Here is an 18,236-nt window from a genome sequence, read left to right on the forward strand (position 1 = left end):
ATTGGTTTTTCTCGCTCAATTGTAAGGAGGAGCTTATGAAAATGATTCATACACGCAAGTCCGATTACAATTTCAAGGAAATGACCGATGAGCAAGTTGTGGTCATAGCTCAGGAAGAGCAAAATGAGTTTGCAATCGATTATATTGTTAATAAATATAAGAACTTTGTAAGAGCTAAGGCTCGCTCCTATTTTTTGGTAGGTGCCGACCGAGAGGATATCATCCAAGAAGGGATGATTGGACTCTATAAGGCGACGCGAGATTTTAAACATGATAAATTAGCGTCTTTTAGAGCTTTTGCAGAACTTTGTATAACTAGACAAATTATTACAGCTATTAAATCGGCTACAAGACAAAAACATGCGCCTTTGAACTCCTATATATCCTTAAATAAACCGGTGTATACAGAGGACTCTGAGCGTACATTGATTGAAATGCTATCTTCAACAAAGATTACAAATCCTGAAGACCTCATTATCAGTCAAGAGGAACTAGATGATATTGAGCACAATATTGGTCATATTTTAAGTGATCTTGAATGGGAAGTCTTGGAAGGATACCTTGATGGACGTTCCTATCAAGAAATGGCTGAGGTCACAGATCGTAGTGTTAAATCTATTGATAATGCGCTACAAAGGGTAAAACGTAAATTAGAGAAGTATTTAGAACATCGTGTATTGGGCTCGCATCGAGCATCACAGGAAGGATGACAGTCGTGACAAATTTCTTAATGATTGTAGAAGTAATCGTATCTATTTTATTAATTGTAGTAGTTGTTGCACAAAATAGCAAAAATGCAGGCATGGGCGGTGCTGTTTCTGGTGCGGCAGACTCTTCTTTTGGTGGTAAGCAACGCGGTTTAGATGCTTTCTTATCTAAATGTACGATTATATTGGGGATTATCTTTGCTGTGTTGAGCTTAGTGTTAGGGGCAATGATTAATCAATTCTAATGATGAAAGCCTGCTTTGCAGGCTTTTTCTTTTTTCATCCTAATAAGGGGGTGCAGACTTGAAGAAGAAGGTATTGGACTTTTATAAATCTATACAACCACATGCATACCATATTGAGGATGCAGCAATGGATAATCGTATTCGAGGTGGCAAAGATCTTGAAATGTTTATTCGATCTGCGAAAATGCTCGCCCGTGAAGGCGTATTAACTTCATCTCGACCAGATGTATACCGATATGAAGATCAACAGCATGAAGAATATGAAGGTATCTACAAAGGATATCGTAAATCTTATGGATTTGTTATTATGCTGGATGATGAAGATATTTATGTAGCAGAACAAAATAAAGGAACTGCTATGCATAATGATAAGGTACGTGTTCGTATTGTACCATCAGATTATACAAAGCATAAACGTGAAGGCATCATCGTTGATGTTATTGAGCGTGCTAATGAAACCATAGTTGGTACTTACGACAGACAACAACACTTCGGCTTTGTTGTACCAGATGATGAACGTATTGGAACAGATATTTTTGTAGATTTAAAAGATACTTTAGATGCTCGGAGTGGAGCTAAGGTACTAGTAAAAATTACAAAATGGCCTGAAGGCAATAAAAAACCTGAAGGAATTATAACAGAAATTTTAGGTTATAAGGGGGATGTAGGCCTAGACATTAACTGTATTATGGCTAATCATAAGATTCCTTTTGCATTCCCTAAAGAGGTAATTGAGGCAAGTGAGAAGATAGATACTATTGTTCATGAAGATCCGAAGCGGTGGGATCTTAGAGACTTACAAATGGTAACTATCGATGGAGAAGATGCAAAAGATCTTGACGATGCTGTAAGTGGTCGTAAATTACCAAATGGTAATTATGAGCTAGGCGTACACATTGCGGATGTTAGTCATTATGTTACTTCAGGCCAGCCTATTGATAATGAAGCATACAAGCGGGGGACTTCAGTTTACTTAGTGGACCGCGTAGTACCAATGTTACCAGAGGTATTATCGAATGGTATTTGTAGTTTAAATGCCCATGAAGATCGCTATGCTATGACGTGTATGATGGAAATTGATGATTCAGGTACAGTTGTTAATTATCGTATTCGTCCGTCTATTATCCATGTAGGACGTCGTTGCAGCTATAAAGAAGTTTATAAAGCGTTAGAGGAAAACATTATTCCTGACGATTTAGTAGATTTTATTCCTATGCTTCGTGACTTAGCAGAAATTTCTAAGATTTTAAATCGTATGCGTCGTCGTAGAGGGGCATTAGACTTTGATTTTCCGGAATATAAGGTATTACTTGATCTCGATGGTACACCGTTGCGTATCGTAAAACGCGATCGAACTATGGCAGAGCGGCTTATCGAAGAATGTATGCTCATTGCTAATGAGACGGTAGCTACGCATTTAAAGGATACTCAACGTACATCGGTATATCGTATTCATGAACATCCTAGTGAAGAAAAATTGGATTTATTCCAAAAGGTATTACATTATTTAGGTCAAACTCTTGTCCTTAGTGCTGATGGTGTAACACCACGAGATTTCCAAAAAATCCTTGATGTAGTGAAGGGACAAGATATCGAGCAAGTGGCTCAAATTATGACCTTACGTTCTATGCAGCAAGCGAAATATAGCATTGAAAACGTCGGCCATTTTGGGTTAGCATCCACTTGCTATACGCATTTTACATCTCCCATTAGACGTTATCCGGATTTGATGGTACATCGACTTTTAAAAGCGGATATGCACTGGAAGGGTGGATACTCTAAACGAGATGTAGATGAAGCTTTCTTAGCTGGTGCTGTGGAACATTCTTCCATACAAGAACAAGTGGCAACCGAGGCAGAACGAGAAACTACTGATCTAAAGAAGACTCAATACATGGTTCCATTTGTAGGCGAAGTTTTTGAAGGCACTATTGCGAGCATAACCTCCTTTGGCATGTTCGTAGAGTTAGAGAATGGTATCGACGGTCTCGTGCATATTAGCATGATGAACGACGATTATTATTTCTTTGACGAAGAACATTTTGTTCTTGTTGGTAAGCGGACAGGTAAAACCTATCACTTAGGTGAAAAGGTTACTGTTACACTTGTAAAAGCCGATGTAGAAAAGAAACAAATCGATTTTGTTCTTGGTGAAGTAGATAATCTGATGGCTATCCAAGAACAATTGAGTAGTGGCTCTGACTATGCTACTAGTCGTGATGGTTTTGGAAATCTAAAGGGGCGAAAGTCATCCCGAAAAAACGGTAGAAAAACTTCTAAACGAGATGATTCAAAAGCTGGGCGTTCTAGATATGATGCTTTCAGTAAAAAATCTAAAAAAGGTAAATCGAGTCGCAAGAAGTCAAATAAAGCTACAAAACGTAGTCAATCTAAAAAATCTAAAAGTAAACGTAAACGATAGAGGAGAATATGGCAAAGAAATCTAGCCCATCGCTTATTGCTGACAATCGTAAGGCGCGTCATGATTTTCATATTCATGAAACCTATGAAGCTGGTATTGCTTTAACAGGAACTGAAATAAAGTCTATTCGTCAAGGTAAGCTTAATCTTAAGGACAGCTTTTGTCGTATAGATAAAGGGGAAATTTTATTGTATGGTGTACATATCAGTCCGTATGAACAAGGTAATCGTTTTAACCATGAACCGGAGCGGACACGCAAGTTATTGATGCATAAATCTGAAATCAATAAGTTACATGCTCAAGTTAAGGAAAAAGGATTTTCTTTAGTGCCGCTAAACTTTCATTTTAGTCACGGTTATGTAAAGGTTACTGTGGGTCTAGTAACTGGTAAGAAACTTTATGACAAGCGTCAAGATATGGCGGAACGTGATGCCAAGCGCGATATTGCTAAGCGAATTAAAGAGCAACAAAAATATTAAGAATTATAAGGAATCAAGTCGATATGGCTTGGTTCTTTTTGTATATTTGTTAACTATGTTATTTTTAGTGGTTGATAAAAATACAGTGAGAATTTATAATGTAAACAATAAGAGATGTTTGTAGTTGACATTTTCTAAGTAGAGGAGATACATTATGAATCAGAACATTCGGTACATTACAGAGGTTGCTATTTTAACTGCCATGATTACTGTATTAGGGGCTATTAAAATACCTAATGTCATTCCAGGTATAGAGTTTCAATTATCAGCCCCGTTGGCGGTAGCGATATGTGCCGTATTCGGATTTAAAAAGTATATTATAAGTGGTTGTTTATCTAGTCTAATAGGCTTAGCATTAGGTACTCAAACCATTTTAAATGTTATGATTGCTATGCAATTCCGGCTCATTGTGGGACTAATCCTTTGGATCTGCCATAATCACATGATAGGTATTATGGTTTCTGGTCCAATTGCATCTGCTTTAGCGCGATTATCTTTGTCTTTATACGTTGGTAAGGCTGCATTACCGATGATAGCTCTCGCAGTTCCAGGTATGATCTTTACAGTAATTATGGCACCAGTATTTGTGAAAGTATTCTATAAAATTCACAACCAAGTACCTCAAAGTAATGTAGTTAAAGGTAAGGTATCATAATGGACGAATTATATAGTGTGCGTATGCGCGCGGCTCAAGGTGGTCCCCATGAAAACGGGGGCCACCATATTTCTGGCGCAGAACGCATTGTGACCTTAAATCAAGTTGGATCTATTGCCCAGTCTTTAGCCGAACGAGCGCTGCATCATAGTAAGGGGACAGCTGATTTTATTAATATTACAGTGGACTTAATTCCTGCAGAAACAATTACATATATAGAATGTTTAAAGGTAAATGAACATTTGGCGAATACTGTTGCCGAGGCACATCAATTAGCTGTTGAACTTTTACAGGGCGCTGATATTAGTGAAACTGCTGTTAAACATGCTATTTTTCTATTAGAAGGTTTAGATTCATCTATGCGAGGTGCTATGTTGGTTGATGCAATTTCTGGTGAGCGCATAGATTCTGGTAACCGTGGTGTTCGCGTGAGTCATATGGACTCCTTTGACTCTGAAAAACTAGGGGAAAATGAACATATGAGAGAGGCCTTAGTATTGGCTTCTAAAGTGCAATCTGCAGAGGGGATTGTAGGTGAATTATGTTGGTCTGATGATCCTGATTACACAGTAGGCTATGTTGCTTGCAATGATATTTACCATCGAATTCCTAGCATGAAAGAATTTGGATCTAATCTAGGAGGGCGTGTATTTTTTGTTAAACCAAATACTGATGTGGACTGTGTAATCAAGTATTTGGAAAAAGCACCAGTACTTGTTCAGCGGTGATTGTATGTATAAATTCTTCCAAGAGCAATTAAATAATAAAATCAATAACCTAAATTTGCGTACATTAACGGAATATTGCCCTATAGACGCAGTACGTGTTAAAAGAAATGATAAAGAATATTTGATGATGGCGTCAAATAATTATTTAGGTCTTACTTTTGATGAACGTGTAATAGAGGGGGCCATTAAGGGAGCTCAACAATATGGTACTGGATCAGGTGGATCGCGTCTGGTATCCGGTACATTTCCCTTGTTTACAGATCTTGAAAGAGAACTAGCAAAATTTAAGAATACAGAAAAAGCTCTCGTCTTTAATACGGGTTACATGGCAAATGTAGGTACTATTTCTGCCATAGCAGATAAAAATATGACCATTTTTAGCGATGAATTAAACCATGCTAGTATTATTGATGGTTGTAGATTGAGTAAGGCTACTGTAAAAGCCTATAGTCACTGTGATGTAGAGGAGTTAAAGTTTTTACTTAAACAAGTAGATCGTAATGCACGTAAGCTCATTGTCACAGATGGGGTCTTTAGCATGGATGGCGATATAGCCCCATTAGATAAGCTTTACGAGGTTAGCCGTGAGTATAATGCTTTACTTATGGTAGACGATGCTCATGCGACGGGGACCATTGGTAGCGGTCATGGAACGGCTGCTTATTATGGTCTCGAGAAAGAAGTGGATATTCAGCTAGGTACATTGAGTAAATCGTTAGGTTCTGTTGGCGGCTATGTAGCTGCTAATAGCACCATCATTGATTATCTTGTGAATATGAGTCGTAGCTTTATATTCTCCACTGCATTATCTCCTGCTGACATAGGGGCAGCCCTGGCTGCGTTGCATATTCTTGAGTCTGATACATCTGTATTAGGACGTTTACAAGAGAACGTAAACTATATGGCTCTTCAATTGATTGCCATGGGAATTGAAGCGACCAATGAAACTCCAATTTTCCCAATATTAATCGGAAGTAATGAAGATACACTAGCAGTATCTGATTATCTATACAATGCTGGAATTATAGGTACAGCGATACGTCCGCCTACAGTTCCTGTTGGTGAAAGTAGAATTCGTTTAACCGTTACAGCTGCTCATAATAAAGAACAAATTGATTATGTGTGCCGGACATTGGATAAAGCTATCAAAGAATTGAATTAATTTTATGATTCTATATAATAGCTTCATTTGTAGTAGTGGATAAAGTAATCTAGAAGTTATAGATTTAACTGAATTATAAAGGCTCTATATAATTGACAGCTGTATTAAATGGGCTTATAATTATGAGACCGACGCACGGGGATGTAAAGGTTTCGACAGGGGTGCGTGTGGTATAGATAGCGAGTCGGCGTTCCATGAGGCCGTTAAACGGTGGGAAAACATTTAAACGCAGAAGAAAATTTTGCATTAGCTGCATAAGCTACGTCCCTCATACTTGTGCCTACCAAGTGTGAATGGACGTCAAACAGTAGGCTGGTCTAATTTAGTTGTTCATATGAATTAGGCGAGACAATATGAACTGGGGTTGTGTAGCTTGTCTGTGAGCGATAGCAACCCGAGATCTCAATCATAGACTGTGCTCGGAGAAGTCTATATGGCAACACTCTTGGACAGGGGTTCGACTCCCCTCATCTCCACCAAATAAGAAGCGTACATTTTAAGAAATAAGTTTGCGCTTACAGATAAATTTGTGATTATTCGGCTATAATAGATAAAGGAAAGCAGATTAAGTGGTTTTAAAACCATCTAGGTAGATTCTTAGGCGGTTTTTTGTATATTAATAATAAAATTTTCAAATTAATTTAAATAAAGAGTCTTTGAGGTGATAAAGCATGGAAATTTTACTTATGTCATATTTAGCAGGAACAAAAAATATAACAAAAAAGTATCTTTCAAAAATGATTTCGAATAAAATAGTTTTTATTCCTACTGCTGGAAATGTTGAACCATATACTGGATATATTGATGAAGGTGTTGAGATGTTAAAGTCTTTAGGATATGAATTGGAAATTATTGATATTTCTAAATATGATGAAGATTATTTAAAGAATAAACTTTCAAAGACTGAATGTATCTGTATATCTGGTGGTAACACATTTTATCTATTACAAGAGCTGAAAAAGAAAAATCTTATAGGCCTACTTTATGAAAGAATCAAAGAAGGCTTATTATATATTGGTGAATCTGCTGGCGCAATTATTATGTCTGAAAATATTGAATATAATCAGATAATGGATGATAAAAGTATAGCATCTGAATTAGATGATTATATGGGTGTAAATGTATTTAATCATTATGTTGTGCCTCATTTAGGAGAGTATCCATTTGAAGAGACTGCTCAGAAAACATTAGATACTTATCAAAATAAGATACCATTAGTGCCGATAAACAATAATGAAGTAATCTTAGTTGAGGATCATGGTTATACGGTATTAACTGAAAAAAAGTAAACTAGTAATATATAGTTTTATAATTCTAAAACTATTTAAGTTCATATTGAATATAAAATGTCAATAGTTTTTAACATTTTTGTTGTATACAATATATGTGGGTTTAATCAGATTTTATCTATGTTCTACAAAGGTAGAGGGGTATCGGAAAAATTGACTTTATCTATAGAATCCTGTAAAATATATAAAGATATTTATGAAATTATGTGACATGAATGATTCGTTTCTGAAAAGGAGTACAGATAATGAAGTATCGTTATTCCCGTATGTTAGCAGCTCTCGTAATGTCTGCTGTGATGATTGCAGGGTGTGGCAACAATCAACAGCAAGCTGGTGAGATTAATGTTAATACATATAAACTTACAGCAAGTGATACACAAGTTGATCAAACATTTGCTGGCACTGTAGTTGCGGAGAACTCTGTAGCTGTACATGCTCGTGTAAGTGGTTATATTGTTGAGAAGTTTGTAAAAGGTGGGGAACAAGTAGTAGCGGGACAACCATTATATCGAATTGATTCTCGTCAATATGAAGCGAGTCTTGCTAATGCAGAAGCACAAGCCGCTCAAGCTAATGCAAACTTGAAAAATGCTGAAGTAGATCTTCAACGTTATGAAACTTTGGCATCACAAGATGCGATTGCTCAACAACGTGTAGATACGCAACGTAGTGCTACAGAGCAAGCTAAGGCTACTTATGAAGCGTATGAAGCATCCGTGAAAATTGCTCAAGATAATATGGGGGATACCATGGTATATGCACCATATTCTGGTACATTACGCATGGATGACGTAGATACAGGCACTTATGTTCAGGCTGGCTCTACTACATTGGTTACAATCGATTCTATTGATCCAATCTTCGTTGAGTTTAGTATGACTGAGCAAGAATATCTTGATTTTATGAAGAATCCTACAACGGATGATTCTAATGGTCCAAATATTCAATTAAAACTTGCTGATGGCGAAACATATAATGAACTTGGTTCTATCGTGCAAGCGGCTAAGAGTTTAGATCAATCTACGGGTAAGCTTGTATTGAAAGCGTCCTTCCCAAATCCTAATCATTTATTATTACCTAATATGTATGCTACTGTTGTTTCTCCTGGTGAAAAGCTTAAAAATGCAATCCTTGTACCAAGTCGTGCAATTTTACAAATCATGGACAAAAACTTTGTTTATGTTGTAAATGCAGCTGGTGTAGTAGAACAAAAGACAGTAGAGATTGGTGGTACTAAAGGTAATGAAACGATCATTAAATCTGGTTTGGCTGCTGGTGATACAATCATCGTTGACGGCTTAACTAAGGTGAAAAATGGCGTAAAAGTAAATGGCAAACTACTAACTAAAGAACAGTTGAAAGCTACAAAATAAAAGGAGGATAGATCGTGTCGAAATTCTTTATTAATCGACCTATCTTTGCCATCGTAATAGCCATTGTTATCACGTTGGTAGGGCTTATCTCTATGATGAACCTTCCGGTAGCTCGATATCCACAAATTTCTCCACCTACAGTTCAAGTTAATACTGCTTATACTGGTGCAACTGCTCAAGTTGTTAATGATACAGTAGCCAGTGTTATTGAAACGCAGATTGTAGGCGTACAAGATATGGACTATATGACATCTAATAGTTCCAGTAACGGTAGCTATTCGTTGACTGTTCAGTTCAATCAAGGTACAGATGCTGATATGGATGCGGTTAATACGCAAAACCGTGTTCAAGCAGCACTTGCACAATTGCCTTCAGAGGTACAGGCTGTAGGTGTTACAACTACTAAATCTTCTGGTGATATGGCACTTATATTCTCTTTGAGTTCACCAAATGGCACATATGATGCAACATTCTTAAAGAACTATGGTACCAATTATATGATGGATACAATCAAATCCATTAAGGGTGTTGGTTCTGTACAGGAGTTCGGCTCTGATTATTCTATGCGCATTTGGTTGGATCCTGCGAAGATGCAAAAACTTGGTGTTACTATCTCTGAAGTTACGGCGGCTATAAAAGGTCAAAACTTACAAGCCGCAGCAGGTACAGTAGGGAAAAACCCTACAAATGGTGAACAAGCCTTTCAATATCCTATCAAAATTGATGGACGTCTCGTAACACCTGAACAATTTGGCAATATTGCTATTAAAAGCACTAATGGTAAGGTATTACATCTAAAAGATGTCTCCCGTATTCAAATTGGGGCTGAAGGGTATGACTTCATCGCAAAATCTGCTCATAAAGAGGTTGCCGGTTTTGCTATTTCCCTACAAAATGATGCTAATGCATTAGAAACAATTGCTAATGTTAAGAAGGTTCTAGATGAGCAATCTAAATCCTTCCCACCAGATATGCAATATAACGTAGTTGTAGATAATACTAAATTCGTAAGTGCATCTATTAATGAGGTTGAGCATACATTTGTAGAGGCATTGCTCCTTGTTTTAGTTGTAGTATATGTCTTCTTACAATCTTGGCGATCCACAATCATTCCTATGATTGCTGTGCCAGTATCTTTGCTTGGCACATTTGGTGCTTTTGTTTTATTAGATTTCTCTATTAACACTTTGACGCTTTTTGCCATGGTTTTGGCTATCGGCCTTGTTGTTGATGATGCTATCGTAGTGGTAGAGGCTGTTGAATATGAGTTAAAATATAATGGTTTACCTCCAAAAGAGGCGGCTATTAAAGCAATGGAAAATGTGCAAGGACCAGTAATTGGTATTGCCTTTGTATTGACTGCTGTATTTGTACCAGTTGCTTTCATGGGTGGTATGACAGGCATCCTTTACAAACAGTTCGCATTAACGATTGCTGTTTCCGTTGTAATTTCAGCTATTATTGCACTTGTGTTGACACCAGCATTATGTGCTACCATGTTGAAACCACATATATCTAAAAATCGTGAAGATTGGTTACATCGCCAATTAAATAAGTTTAATGTTGCTTTAGAACGATTCAGTAATTGGTATGGCATCCAATTAGCGCGTTTAAGCCATCGTTTAAGTTTAATTGTTATTACATTGCTAGTATTTGCAGGTGGTACAGCCTTAGTATTCCACTTCTTACCAACTTCTTTCGTACCAGCTGAAGATAGTGGTTACTACATGATTGCTATTAATGAGCCACCTGGTGCTACATCTGAACGGACTATGGCTACACTTGAAAAAATTGCATCTTTCTTGGAAGAAAAAAATGATCCTGAAAAACCTAAGGATGAACAATTATTCCAAGAAGTATTTACTGTCGCTGGTTTTGACCTTTTAGGTGGTGGTCAAAAGTCTAGTGCTGGTGTAATTTTTGCTACTATGTCTGACTGGAAATATCGTACTACTGCTGCAACTTCTATTAATGCAATGGTTGGTCAAACCTTTGGTTTTGCCGCTCAAGGTGTACCAGAAGCAACTGTAATTGCTATGAATCCACCATCCATTCCTGGTTTGGGTAAAACTGGTGGTTTTAGTATGTACATCATCAATAAAGCTGGCGATAGTCCACAAGTTATGGCTGATCGTACTAATGAATTTATTGCGGAAGCTCGTAAGAGCCCAGCAATTCAATCCATTTATACTACTTTTGATACATCTACGCCGACATTACAATTTGATGTAAATCGTGAAAAAGCGGCTCAAGATGGTGTAGCATTAGCTGATATCTTTACCACTTTGCAAGGGTTCTACGGTAGTATTCAAGTTAACGACTTTACTACTTATGGTAAAAACTATAAGGTTGTAGTCCAAGCGGAAGACGCATATCGTCAAAATGCAGATCAGCTTAATATGTTAGCTGTTAGAAATAGTAATGGCCAAATGGTACCTGTTTCTAACTATATTACAAAGGAACAAACGGGTACACCATCTAGCATTACTCGCTTTGATAATGCGATGGCCGTACAAATTGGTGGTTCTCAAGCTAGAGGATATTCCTCTGGTGATGCTATCAATGCATTAAAAGAGGCCGCCGCTAAAACATTACCTGCTGGTTATACATATGATTGGGCAGGGCAATCTCGTGAAGAGTTAAAAGCCGGTTCTCAAACTATGTTGATTCTAGGTTTAGGGCTTGTCTTTGTATTCTTAATCTTGGCTGCCTTATATGAGTCTTGGAAGGTTCCATTTGCCGTATTGTTCTCCGTACCATCTGGTATGATTGGTGCTTCTTTAGTACCATTCTTATTGAACTTTACAGGCAGATATTTCTTAGCAAATGATATTTATATGCAGATCGGTCTCTTAACCTTGGTTGGCTTGGCTGCGAAAAATGCGATTTTGATTATCGAGTATGCTAAGATTCGCGTTGACGAGCGTGGTATGAATGTTGTTGATGCTGCTATCGAAGCTGCAAAAATTCGTTTGCGTCCAATTTTGATGACATCCTTTGCATTTATCCTTGGTGTATTACCATTGGCAGTATCTAGTGGTGCTGGTTCTGGTGCACGTACTTCTATGGGTATTACTGTAGTAGCAGGGATGACAACAGCTACATTGTTTGGTATCTTTATCATCCCAATGTTGTTTATCATCATTGAAAAACTTGGTCCTGGTTTGTTGACAAATCGCAAGAAAAATCATGAATAACTTTCTGTATTAGTACTTAATATAGATAGATAAAAAACACGTTATTACTAAGTAGTGGCGTGTTTTTTTGTATGATTTATGATATAATAATATAGTTAAAAATCGAATTGACGTAAGTCAATATAAAGTATGAAACTAAACATTAAAGAGGTATATTATGAGTGATGTAAAAACATATGTAGCAGGTCATAAAAGCCCTGATACAGATTCTATTTGTTCTGCTATTTCCTTTGCTAATTTATTAACACAAATGGGCACACCAGCAACTCCAGTATGTGCAGGTGAAGCTAATAAAGAAACAACATATATCTTGAACCATTTTGGTTTTGAACACCCTCAAATCGTTAAGAACTGGGAGGAGTTTGCTCCAGAAGGTGGCAATTTGTATTTAACTGACCATAATGAATCTAAACAGATCATTGATGGTTACAAATCTATGAACATGTGTGGCGTTGTAGATCATCATCGTATCGGTGATTTTGAAACTGATGGTCCTGTATTCATGCGTTTAGAACCAGTAGGTTGCTCCAATACCATCATTACTAAATTATATATGGAAAATAACCAAGAGATTCCTAAAGCAATTGCAGGGTTGATGTTATCTGCCATTATTTCTGATACTGTATTATTTCGTTCTCCAACGTGCACAGAAACAGATAAAGCAATGGCTCATAAATTAGCCGAAATTGCTGGTGTAGATATTGAGTCTTATGGTCTTGATATGTTAAAAGCTGGTGCCGACATTTCTGATTTGACTAATGATGATATCGTTCGTACAGATATGAAAGAGTTCTCCGAAGCAGGTAAAACTATTTCCATTGGACAAATTTCCGTTATGGATACTACAGATGTGTTGGCTAAACAAGGCGAACTTGTACAAGCTTTAGAGGCTCTTCGCAGTGCCAATAACTACGATGCATCTTACATCATGATTACAAATATTCTCGATGAGAGTACAACATTGTTGTTTAGTGGCGATGTAGAAGCTGTAGTTACTAAAGCATTTGAAAAAGAAATAAAAGATAATGGTGTATTCTTACCTAATACTATGTCTCGTAAAAAACAAATTGTACCACCAATTCTTGGTGCTATGAAATAGTATACAAACTAAAAAAGAACGTTGCTCGCAACGTTCTTCTTCTCTATTTATAGGGCTTCAAGTATATTGCATGAATATGTTAATTGCTATTATAAATGTGTTTATTTGCATATAATAATTTAGCTTTTAACTATACATACTTATTTCACAGATTTATAAAGATCATTTATGTATATTTGGAGTTTGTATTGCATAAGTAAGGGCAATAGGTGTGTTTCGATGAATTCATTATTAACAGGTTTAAATAAAGAACAACAACAAGCAGTCCAGCATACGGAAGGCCCTTTATTGATTTTAGCTGGTGCTGGATCTGGTAAAACAAAGGTCTTAACAGTTCGTATTGCACATTTATTGGCACAAGGTGTTAATCCTTATGAAATCTTGGCCATTACTTTCACCAATAAAGCGGCGAAAGAAATGAAAAGCCGTGTAGAAGGTCTTGTAGGCGATGTGGCAAATCGTATTTGGCTCAGTACATTCCACAGCTTTTGTGCTAAGTTTTTACGTTTTGAAATAGATAGTTTCTTAGGGTATAACAGCAATTTTACTATCTATGACACATCTGACTCTCAAGCTGTTATTAAGGCCGCATTGAAAGCGTTAAATTTGGATGATAAATACTATCCTGTAGGGGCTATGATTGCTGCCATATCAGATGCTAAGAATAAATTACTTTTTGCTTCTGATTTTAGAAAACAAGCACGAGACTTTTACCAACAAAAGGTAGCTGATGTTTATGAGTATTATGAGCGGGAGTTGCGCAAGAATAATGCATTAGATTTTGATGATCTATTATTAGTAGCCGTTAAATTATTACAGTCTAATGCAACTGTTCTTGATAAATATAGTCATCGTTTCCGTTATGTCATGATTGACGAGTATCAAGATACAAACCATGCACAATATTTATTGGCGAAATTATTAGCTTCACATTGGAAGAATATCGCCGTCGTGGGTGATGCTGATCAAAGTATTTATGCTTGGCGTGGCGCTGATATTCAAAATATCTTAGATTTTGAAAAGGACTATCCTAATTGTACATCTATTAAATTAGAGCAAAACTATCGTTCTACTAAGATTATTCTCGATGCAGCCAATGCTGTTATCGATAATAATGAAGGTCGCCCAGAGAAAAATCTTTGGACCGATAAAATAGAAGGCGCAAAAATTCAGCATTTTACGGCTCAATCCGAACATGAGGAAGCAGCTTTTATCGGTGACACAATCGCTAAAAAACATGATATTCACGATGTTCCATATGGGGATATGGCCATTTTATATCGTACAAACGCCCAGTCTCGTGTCCTTGAAGAAGCACTTATTAAGCGGGCCTTACCCTATACGATGGTAGGGGGCACAAAGTTCTATGATCGTAAAGAAATCAAAGACGTTTTAGCTTATTTACGCGTATTATACAATCCCTTTGATGATTTGAGCTTATTGCGCATCATTAATGTGCCAAAACGGAGTATTGGGGCCACTACAGTTGCTAAACTACAAGACTATGCTCGTGAAAAAGGAACGTCTTTGTTTATGACGCTTACGCAGTTACACTTAATTGATTCTATCAAGGGAAAAACTAAAGAAAAGTTAGAAGAATTCGGTATTCTCATCTTTACTCTTGTTTCTGAAATGGAAGATAAAACTGTACTCGATATCTTAGAGTCTATTCTAGATAGAACAGGTTATTTGGCACAATTAGAAGAGAGTACAGACCCACAAGATCAAGCTCGTGCTGAGAATATTGGTGAGCTTTTATCTGTGGCAAAAGACTTCCAAGATACAAATCCATCTGGTACTGTAGAGGACTTTTTAGAGCAAGTAGCACTTGTTAACGATGTAGACTCCTTCGAACAAGAAGAGGCTAAAGTGACATTGATGACATTACATGCTGCAAAGGGTTTGGAATTTCCTATCGTATTCTTATGTGGGTTGGAAGAAGGTTTATTCCCTCATAGTCGTACCTTGATGAACCCTGAAGAAATTGAAGAGGAACGTCGTCTTGCTTATGTAGGTATTACGCGTGCTGAAAAGGAATTATATATTTCTAATGCCACTACTAGAACCGTATTTGGCCGTACTAGTAGTTATTTACCATCTCGATTTATCGATGAAATTCCCGAAGAATTAGTAGATGGCTTACGTGCTAAGCGTAAAGTGCCTGACGATATTAAACGTCATGTACCCCAACATATGAGTGTTACTAGCCGCCCTGTGACAAAGCCAATTGTTCGTAATGAAGTAATTGCCGACTGGAAGGTGGGCGATACGGCTATTCATAGTAAATGGGGTAATGGTAAAGTAATCAACGTAACTGGTGAAGGGGCGGGTATGAAATTGACTATCGAGTTCCCTACACAAGGTGTACGTGTCGTAATGGCAAAATTTGCGCCTGTTAAAAAGGGATGATTCGTCTAATTACGTTTATATTTAAATAGAAAACACATACAATCATATAACTAAATATATTTGTGTATAAAAGGGTATAAAAGGGTATAAAATGAATCCGAAAGATAGAATTAAAGAGTTGCAACAGGAGCTTACTCATGCGCAGTATTTATACTACGTAAAAGATGCTCCTACTATGAGCGACTTTGAATATGATAAAAAATATCGTGAGCTTGTGGATTTAGAAACTGCTCATCCTGAATATATTGTGCCATCTTCTCCAACACAACGGGTCGGTATGAAGGTGGAAGGCTCCTTTGAAAAGGTCGTTCATGGACGTCCTATGTTAAGCCTTAGCAATGTATTTAATGCTGATGAAGTACGAGCTTTTGGAAATCGTGTAGAAAAGGAACTTGGCCATAAGCCATCTTCGTATGTTGTAGAACTAAAAATCGATGGCTTAGCAGTTAATTTACACTATGAAAATGGTATGTTTGTCCGTGCTGTTACGCGTGGTGATGGTCGCATTGGTGAAGATGTAACAGCTAATGTACGTACCATTAAATCTATTCCATTATTTTTAGATAATGCGCCTGAGTTTATCGAAGTTCGTGGTGAAGCGTATATGCCTCATAGTGAATTTAAACGTATTAATGAAGAACGTGATGAAGAAGGTCTCCCGACCTTCGTAAATCCTCGCAATGCTGCAGCAGGTTCCTTACGACAACAAGACCCAGCTATTACTGCTAACCGGAATCTTGCATTTTTCGCATATGCTATAGGTTCTGAAGTGGGAGCCAATATTCATAGCCAAGAGGAATTGCTTAAGAGTTTAGAGAACTTTAAGTTTTCTGTAAATCCTCATTATCGTGTATGTAAAACAATTGATGAAGTAATTGAAGCCATTGATTATTGGGGTGATAAACGGCATGAACTTCCATATGATACAGATGGAATGGTTATTAAGGTAAATAGCTTTGATGATCAAGAGGTTCTTGGTAGCACTGCAAAGGATCCTAAATGGGCCACTGCGTACAAGTATCCACCTGAAGAAGTGGAAACAATCCTTAAAGATATTACCATTAATGTAGGTCGCACAGGGGTTCTAACTCCTACTGGTGAGCTGGAATCCGTATTTGTATCTGGTACGAATGTAAGCCGAGTTACATTACACAACCAAGATTTTATCGATGAAAAGGATATTCGTATTGGTGACCACGTTATTATTCACAAGGCGGCGGAAATCATTCCGGAGGTTATCCGTGTTGTTCCTGAAAAGCGAAATGGCTCCGAAATTCCTTTTACAATTCCTAATACATGTCCTGTATGCGAATCTCCTGTAGTTCGTCGTGAAGGAGAAGCGGCAGTTCGATGTACGAATAAACATTGTCCAGCTATTGAAAAGGAACAAATTATCCACTTTGCCTCTCGTGACGCTATGAATATCGATGGCCTTGGTCCTAGTATCGTAGAAAATTTGATCAACAACAAGTTAATTACAAATGTTGTTGATTTATATCATTTAACTGTAGACCAACTTGTTACGATGGACCGTATGGGTAAAAAATCTGCAGAAAATTTGGTGAAAGCTATTGATGACTCTAAATCACGTGGTTTAGACCGTGTATTATATGGATTGGGAATTCGTTTAATCGGCTCAAAGGCTGCAACTACAATTGCTAATGTGGTGCAATCTATAGATCGGTTCATGACTATTACGAAGGATGAACTAGTAGCAGTTGAAGAAATCGGGCCCACAATGGCAGATAGCATCGTTGAATATCGTCAAGATCCAGCACATAAGGAAATTATTGAAGGCTTAACTCAAGCTGGTCTTAAGATGACCGTAGATGTAGTAGAAGCTGCAGGCAATCAAATGGAAGGCGAAATCGTCGTTCTCACAGGTAAGCTTGAGGTTATGGGGCGCAGTGAAGCCGGTAAAATCCTTGAAGCTCATGGAGCCAAGGTTACTGGTTCTGTTTCAAAGAAGACAACACTCGTCGTAGCTGGAGAAGATAGTGGTAGTAAACTCACTAAAGCAAATGAATTGGGTATTCGTGTGATAAACGAAGAAGAGTTCGTAGAACTATTAAAAGAACTCGGTGAAATCCAATAAATATATAGTCTTACAATGTTTTGAAAATATATACTATTTGCTTTATAATAAGTAATTATGAAAGGATGTGTTCCGATGAAAATCAGCCAAGAGGAAATAAAAAAAATCGCCTTGCTTTCACGTTTGGAAGTTAAAGAAGAACATATGGCACATGTAGAAAAAGAGTTGTCCGACATCTTGACCTATGTTGCTGAACTAGATGCATTAGAACTAGATGGTGTTGAACCAATGGCTCATGCTGTACCTTTACACAATGTATTTAGAGAGGATGAAAAGAAACCATCCCTTGATCATGAGTTAGCTTTATCCAATGCTCCAGAAGCAGAAGATGGGTACTTTAAAGTGCCTCGTGTTGTACAAGAATAGGAGATTTTGC

14 protein-coding genes and 1 other RNA gene are annotated in these 18,236 nt (G+C 37.3%); all 15 read left to right on the top strand.

Features of this window, described 5'->3' with window-relative positions:
• The first annotated feature begins 35 nt into the window (after positions 1-35).
• Positions 36-710, top strand: coding sequence for an RNA polymerase sporulation sigma factor SigH (gene sigH, locus ACLRYO_RS01905; RefSeq protein WP_004695993.1), 675 nt, complete (start codon positions 36-38; stop codon positions 708-710).
• Between the two features lie 5 nt (positions 711-715).
• Positions 716-952, top strand: coding sequence for a preprotein translocase subunit SecG (secG, locus tag ACLRYO_RS01910; protein WP_004695991.1), 237 nt, complete (start codon positions 716-718; stop codon positions 950-952).
• Positions 953-1,010: 58 nt separating this feature from the next.
• On the top strand, positions 1,011-3,374 hold the full coding sequence (gene rnr, locus ACLRYO_RS01915) for a ribonuclease R (RefSeq protein WP_278618113.1): 2,364 nt from the start codon (positions 1,011-1,013) through the stop codon (positions 3,372-3,374).
• A gap of 8 nt (positions 3,375-3,382) precedes the next feature.
• Positions 3,383-3,853, top strand: coding sequence for an SsrA-binding protein SmpB (smpB, locus tag ACLRYO_RS01920; protein ID WP_004695987.1), 471 nt, complete (start codon positions 3,383-3,385; stop codon positions 3,851-3,853).
• Between the two features lie 154 nt (positions 3,854-4,007).
• The gene (locus tag ACLRYO_RS01925; RefSeq protein WP_004695986.1) at positions 4,008-4,508 is read left to right on the top strand and encodes a hypothetical protein; all 501 of its coding nucleotides are present in this window, start codon (positions 4,008-4,010) and stop codon (positions 4,506-4,508) included.
• Positions 4,508-5,236, top strand: coding sequence for a 6-carboxyhexanoate--CoA ligase (locus ACLRYO_RS01930; RefSeq protein WP_004695984.1), 729 nt, complete (start codon positions 4,508-4,510; stop codon positions 5,234-5,236). The genes ACLRYO_RS01925 and ACLRYO_RS01930 overlap by 1 nt, the downstream gene beginning before the upstream one ends.
• Positions 5,237-5,240: 4 nt before the next feature.
• On the top strand, positions 5,241-6,398 hold the full coding sequence (gene bioF / locus ACLRYO_RS01935) for an 8-amino-7-oxononanoate synthase (protein WP_004695982.1): 1,158 nt from the start codon (positions 5,241-5,243) through the stop codon (positions 6,396-6,398).
• 137 nt (positions 6,399-6,535) lie between these two features.
• Positions 6,536-6,877, top strand: a transfer-messenger RNA (tmRNA) gene (gene ssrA / locus ACLRYO_RS01940).
• A gap of 192 nt (positions 6,878-7,069) precedes the next feature.
• Positions 7,070-7,687 (top strand): Type 1 glutamine amidotransferase-like domain-containing protein, encoded by a 618-nt coding sequence (locus ACLRYO_RS01945; RefSeq protein ID WP_008714022.1) that lies wholly within the window; start codon positions 7,070-7,072, stop codon positions 7,685-7,687.
• Positions 7,688-7,932: 245 nt separating this feature from the next.
• Complete coding sequence (locus ACLRYO_RS01950; RefSeq protein WP_227065293.1) at positions 7,933-9,060, top strand: efflux RND transporter periplasmic adaptor subunit; 1,128 nt, start codon at positions 7,933-7,935, stop codon at positions 9,058-9,060.
• Positions 9,061-9,074: 14 nt separating this feature from the next.
• Positions 9,075-12,257: an efflux RND transporter permease subunit gene (locus ACLRYO_RS01955; RefSeq protein WP_278618111.1), complete on the top strand. Its 3,183-nt coding sequence runs from the start codon at positions 9,075-9,077 to the stop codon at positions 12,255-12,257.
• A gap of 157 nt (positions 12,258-12,414) precedes the next feature.
• Positions 12,415-13,356 (top strand): manganese-dependent inorganic pyrophosphatase, encoded by a 942-nt coding sequence (locus ACLRYO_RS01960; protein ID WP_278618109.1) that lies wholly within the window; start codon positions 12,415-12,417, stop codon positions 13,354-13,356.
• Positions 13,357-13,575: 219 nt separating this feature from the next.
• Positions 13,576-15,765 (top strand): DNA helicase PcrA, encoded by a 2,190-nt coding sequence (gene pcrA / locus ACLRYO_RS01965; protein WP_004695971.1) that lies wholly within the window; start codon positions 13,576-13,578, stop codon positions 15,763-15,765.
• A 91-nt stretch (positions 15,766-15,856) separates the two neighbouring features.
• The gene (gene ligA / locus ACLRYO_RS01970) at positions 15,857-17,860 is read left to right on the top strand and encodes an NAD-dependent DNA ligase LigA (protein WP_278618108.1); all 2,004 of its coding nucleotides are present in this window, start codon (positions 15,857-15,859) and stop codon (positions 17,858-17,860) included.
• 75 nt (positions 17,861-17,935) lie between these two features.
• The gene (gene gatC, locus ACLRYO_RS01975; RefSeq protein WP_004695967.1) at positions 17,936-18,226 is read left to right on the top strand and encodes an Asp-tRNA(Asn)/Glu-tRNA(Gln) amidotransferase subunit GatC; all 291 of its coding nucleotides are present in this window, start codon (positions 17,936-17,938) and stop codon (positions 18,224-18,226) included.
• Positions 18,227-18,236 lie beyond the last annotated feature (10 nt).

Source organism: Veillonella parvula, from assembly GCF_047241225.1.
GTDB classification, from domain to species: Bacteria; Bacillota; Negativicutes; order Veillonellales; family Veillonellaceae; genus Veillonella; species Veillonella parvula_O.

What these genes read in the sequence shown, in the direction of transcription:
- sigH (WP_004695993.1), top strand. Translation starts at nt 36, where the DNA reads ATGAAAATGATTCATACACGCAAGTCCGATTACAATTTCAAGGAAATG.
- smpB (WP_004695987.1), top strand. Translation starts at nt 3,383, where the DNA reads ATGGCAAAGAAATCTAGCCCATCGCTTATTGCTGACAATCGTAAGGCG.
- ACLRYO_RS01925 (WP_004695986.1), top strand. Translation starts at nt 4,008, where the DNA reads ATGAATCAGAACATTCGGTACATTACAGAGGTTGCTATTTTAACTGCC.
- ACLRYO_RS01930 (WP_004695984.1), top strand. Translation starts at nt 4,508, where the DNA reads ATGGACGAATTATATAGTGTGCGTATGCGCGCGGCTCAAGGTGGTCCC.
- bioF (WP_004695982.1), top strand. Translation starts at nt 5,241, where the DNA reads ATGTATAAATTCTTCCAAGAGCAATTAAATAATAAAATCAATAACCTA.
- ACLRYO_RS01945 (WP_008714022.1), top strand. Translation starts at nt 7,070, where the DNA reads ATGGAAATTTTACTTATGTCATATTTAGCAGGAACAAAAAATATAACA.
- ACLRYO_RS01950 (WP_227065293.1), top strand. Translation starts at nt 7,933, where the DNA reads ATGAAGTATCGTTATTCCCGTATGTTAGCAGCTCTCGTAATGTCTGCT.
- ACLRYO_RS01960 (WP_278618109.1), top strand. Translation starts at nt 12,415, where the DNA reads ATGAGTGATGTAAAAACATATGTAGCAGGTCATAAAAGCCCTGATACA.
- pcrA (WP_004695971.1), top strand. Translation starts at nt 13,576, where the DNA reads ATGAATTCATTATTAACAGGTTTAAATAAAGAACAACAACAAGCAGTC.
- ligA (WP_278618108.1), top strand. Translation starts at nt 15,857, where the DNA reads ATGAATCCGAAAGATAGAATTAAAGAGTTGCAACAGGAGCTTACTCAT.
- gatC (WP_004695967.1), top strand. Translation starts at nt 17,936, where the DNA reads ATGAAAATCAGCCAAGAGGAAATAAAAAAAATCGCCTTGCTTTCACGT.